We start from the raw sequence: 3,602 nt of genomic DNA on the forward strand, positions 1-3,602 counted from the left end.
AAAACGAAACCGATTGAAGCCTGCTGTTCACCATCTGGACGCGCTGCGGCGCGTTCTGGATCGTGTTCACCGAGCGGCTATCGTGGCGCGGAGCGGCGTCCCCGCCGCGAGCTCTTCGCTTTTGTCGCGATCTGATGGGAAGAGCTCGCGCCGGGACGGCGCTCCTACAGAAGCTTGCAATTGCCTTTGGAAGAGCGCATGTCCGAAAATAACGACTCCATCCAGCTTCAACCGGCCCGGTACGACGAAGAGGAAAAATACCTCCTGCGTACCGCGCGGGAGATCGGGCTGGTATTACAGTCGTTGATCGACAAACGTGCCCTTATCAGCGCCTATATATCGCCCCGCAATCACACCTTCCCCACTGCATTGATCAGCGTTTCGCCCGACGAAGGCACCCTGCTGATCGACGGCAGCGCCAACGACGCCATCAACCGCGGCGTGACGCACGCCCATCACCTGACCTGCGTTTCGCAGTTAGACCGCATCCACGTCCAGTTTCGCCTGACTGGGCTGTCGCCCATCCTGTTCGAGGGACAAGTCGCGTTCCGGGCGGATATACCCGATCGCGTCTTGAAACTGCAGAGGCGCGAGTTCTACCGGTTGCAGGTACCGGTAGTGGAACCGGTGACTTGCCGCGTTCCAGCGCCACAATCCCGCGCTGAGTCCGAATTCACGGACCTGCGCGTATTGGACATCAGCGGCGGCGGCATCGCGGTGGTCGTACCGCAAGGCCATCCGCTGTTCAAACCGTACCGCGAACTGGACGATTGCCTGTTGCGGCTTCCGGATGTCGATCCCATTCCCATGCAGCTGTCGGTCCGGAATCTGTTCCGCCAGCTCAACCAGAACGGCACCGAAACCTGGCGTGCGGGTTGCCAGTTCACCCGCCTGCCACGCGGCGCGGATGTGCTGATCCAACGCTACATCTTCCGCCTGGACCGCCAACGCAGCGCCCGCGAGCGTGGTGTTGGATGAAAGTCGATGTTTCCTTGTCGCGCTGGAACCACTAAAGAATCCACCCGCCCGGCCGATGTAGACAACGACAGGTACCGCCTTCCCCGGTGCCGCCCGCCACCTGGCGGGAGAATCCATCGGCCGCCACAGGAGCCAATCGAATGAGCGACAAGAACAGCAACGCCGCGGCCGCCGCCGACGAATTCCTCAGCTTTACCCTGGGTGAAGAGCACTACGGCGTGGACATCCTGAAAGTGCAGGAAATCCGCGGCTACGACGCTGTCACCCGGTTACCGGACGCGCCGGATTACATCAAGGGCGTCATCAATCTGCGCGGCACCATCGTGCCGGTGATCGACCTGCGCTTGAAGCTGCGCCTGAAGGAAGCACGCTACGACGCATTCACCGTCATGATCGTGCTGAACGTGGATGACCGCGTGGTGGGCATCGTGGTCGATAGCGTCTCCGACGTGATCCCGCTGAGCCAGGAACAGATCCGCCCAACGCCGGAATTCGGCGCCAACGTGGACACCCGCTTCATCTCCGGCATCGGCACCGTCGATGACCGGATGCTGATCCTGTTGGACATCGAAACGCTGATCAACAGCGCCGCCGACCTGAGCCCGCAGGAACTGGAAGACATCGCGGCCTAAACCGCGTCGCTGCTCTCCGTATTTCTCGTAGAGCGGAGCTTGTGCTTGCATCCCCTTGGGGGCTCCGCTGCCTTGCTTCTATGCTGTTTCCGTTCCGAACGCGGATCGAAGAGCAGCCGAGCAAGCTCGGCTCTACGAAAAGCGGCCTACGGGCGGCCCCTCAAATTATCGGTTAATGACAACCGATGTAGAGCGGAGCTTGCTCCGCTGCTTTTTTCCGAATCCGGATCGAAGGGCAGCGGAGCGAGCTCCGCTCTACGTTTAAAGCCATGCCCATCCGTACCCCTACGACTAAATAGTCATGAATATTTCGTCGATTCAGTCGATATCTATCGAGTAGGCGGACGGAAACCCGCATCGGCGGGAACGTCCACCTGCGAATCGACTCGACTCCCGGAAATAGCCCATGAAGTACACCACCCGATCGCTGCGCTTCAGCGACCTGTCGCTGCAACGCAAATTCCTCCTGATGCTGGCCGTGCTGGCCACCGGCATTGTCGCGCTTTGCCTGGTTACCGCAAAACGTAATCACAGCGAACTGCTGCAGAACGAGCGCGACAAACTCCAGCTGCGTGTTGGCGCCGCATTGACGGTGGTTGAGCGCTATCACGCGCTGGCCCAGGCCGGGACGATGGCCGAAGAAGACGCCAAGCGCGAAGCCTTGGCCGTGATCGAATCGTTGCGCAGCAAAGGCGGCAGCGACTATCTGTGGGTGAACGACGAACACCCCACCATGCTGATGCATCCGCACCAGACCGCCTTGAATGGCAAAGACCTCAACGCCTCCACCAGCACCGACGGCAAGAAGATCTTTGTCGAGATGGTGAAGCTGGCGCACGCCGGCGGTGGCGGCTTCCTGGACTACACCTGGCCCAAGCCCGGCACCGATGGTTCCGTGCAAAAGATTTCCTACGTGGGCTTCCATCAGCCTTGGGGCTGGGTGATCGGTACCGGCGAATACACCGACAACATCGCCGCCAAGGCGTGGAGCTTCAGCCGGGCGTTGATCATCGCCGGCGTGCTGGTATTGCTGTCGGCGATGCTGCTGTGCTGGTTGATCGCCCGTTCCATCATCAAGCCTGTCGGTGAAGCCGTGCGCGTCGCCAACAACGTTTCCGCAGGCAAGCTGGATAACACGGTCGACACCAGCCGCCGCGACGAAGTGGGTTTGCTACTGGGTGCCATGCAGCGCATGCAATCGCAACTGCGCTCAGTGATCACCGCCCAAGGCGAGATGGCAAAGCGCCACGATGCCGGTGAAATCAGTTACCGCATGGACGACAGTACGTTCCCCGGCGATTACGGCCTCATGGTGCGCGATACCAATGCACTTGTCGCCTCGCATATCGCGGTGAAGATTCGCCTGGTCGAGATCATGCAGCGCTACGCCATTGGCGATCTGTCGGTCGACATGGATCGACTGCCAGGCGAAAAAGCCGCACTGACGGAAGCGATGGATGCCACCAAGGCTAATCTCCAAGCAATCAGCAGCGAGATCCGCCATTTGGTCGAGGCCGCCGCCGATGGCGACTTCACGGTGCGCGGCAATGAACAGAAATTCCAGCATGATTTCCGGATCATGATCGAGGGCCTCAACGGTCTGATGAGTACCACTGACGGCAATCTGTCCACGCTGTCCGGCTTATTGCAGGCCATCGCCCGCGGCGACCTGACCGCGCGCATGGATGGCGATGGCGCGCAAGCGTTTTGCGGCGTGTTCGCCCGCATGCGCGATGACGCCAACGCCACCGTGGCGCAGCTGACTGACATCGTCGGCCGCATCCAGGGTGCATCGGTCTCCATCAACACCGCCGCCGGCGAAATCGCCTCCGGCAATACCGATCTGTCTCGCCGTACCGAACAACAAGCCGCCAACCTGGAAGAAACCGCCGCCTCGATGGAAGAACTGACCTCCACCGTGCGCCAGAACGCTGACTCTGCTCGCCAGGCCAATCAGCTGGCCATCGGCGCCGCCGGTGTCGCCTCGCAAGG

Annotated in this window: 3 protein-coding genes; all 3 read left to right on the plus strand. The window is 60.9% G+C overall.

The annotated features are described in order from the left end of the window. The first annotated feature begins 198 nt into the window (after window positions 1–198). The gene (locus AB6O04_RS20520; RefSeq protein ID WP_368566275.1) at window positions 199–978 is read left to right on the plus strand and encodes a flagellar brake protein; all 780 of its coding nucleotides are present in this window, start codon (window positions 199–201) and stop codon (window positions 976–978) included. A 140-nt stretch (window positions 979–1,118) separates the two neighbouring features. Then, window positions 1,119–1,610 (plus strand): chemotaxis protein CheW, encoded by a 492-nt coding sequence (locus AB6O04_RS20525; RefSeq protein WP_368566276.1) that lies wholly within the window; start codon window positions 1,119–1,121, stop codon window positions 1,608–1,610. A 406-nt stretch (window positions 1,611–2,016) separates the two neighbouring features. Further along, the coding region (locus tag AB6O04_RS20530) for a cache domain-containing protein (RefSeq protein ID WP_368566278.1) at window positions 2,017–3,602 on the plus strand (1,586 nt) is incomplete at its 3' end.

The sequence above is a fragment of the Pseudoxanthomonas sp. UTMC 1351 genome, from assembly GCF_040948865.1.
Classification (GTDB): Bacteria; Pseudomonadota; Gammaproteobacteria; order Xanthomonadales; family Xanthomonadaceae; genus Pseudoxanthomonas_A.